This is a genomic window from Streptococcus sp. DD04 (assembly GCF_001578725.1).
Classification (GTDB): domain Bacteria; phylum Bacillota; class Bacilli; order Lactobacillales; family Streptococcaceae; genus Streptococcus; species Streptococcus sinensis.
Genome location: NZ_KQ969017.1, coordinates 1 through 311, shown reverse-complemented (window position 1 = coordinate 311; position 311 = coordinate 1). Strand labels below are relative to the sequence as shown.

Here is a 311-nt window from a genome sequence, read left to right as displayed (position 1 = left end):
CGCGATACAATAAAGGTGTTCAAGCCAATTGTGAAGCGAAAGGAGAAAAAATGGCGCAAAAGGCACATAGTTTATCACACACAAAGTGGATGTGTAAATATCACATTGTGTTTATACCTAAGTATAGACGAAAAGTTATCTATAATCAATATCGAAACAGTTTGGGTGAAATATTCCACCGATTATGTGGTTATAAAGGAGTTGAAATTATTGAGGGACACTTAATGCCAGATCATGTACATATGTTAGTAAGCATTCCACCAAGGATAAGTGTTTCTAGTTTCATGGGGTATTTAAAAGGTAAAAGTGCT

1 protein-coding gene is annotated in these 311 nt (G+C 35.0%); it reads left to right on the top strand.

Features of this window, described 5'->3' with window-relative positions:
- Positions 1 to 50 precede the first annotated feature (50 nt).
- The coding region (gene tnpA, locus STRDD04_RS10330) for an IS200/IS605 family transposase (protein WP_156469098.1) at positions 51 to 311 on the top strand (261 nt) is incomplete at its 3' end.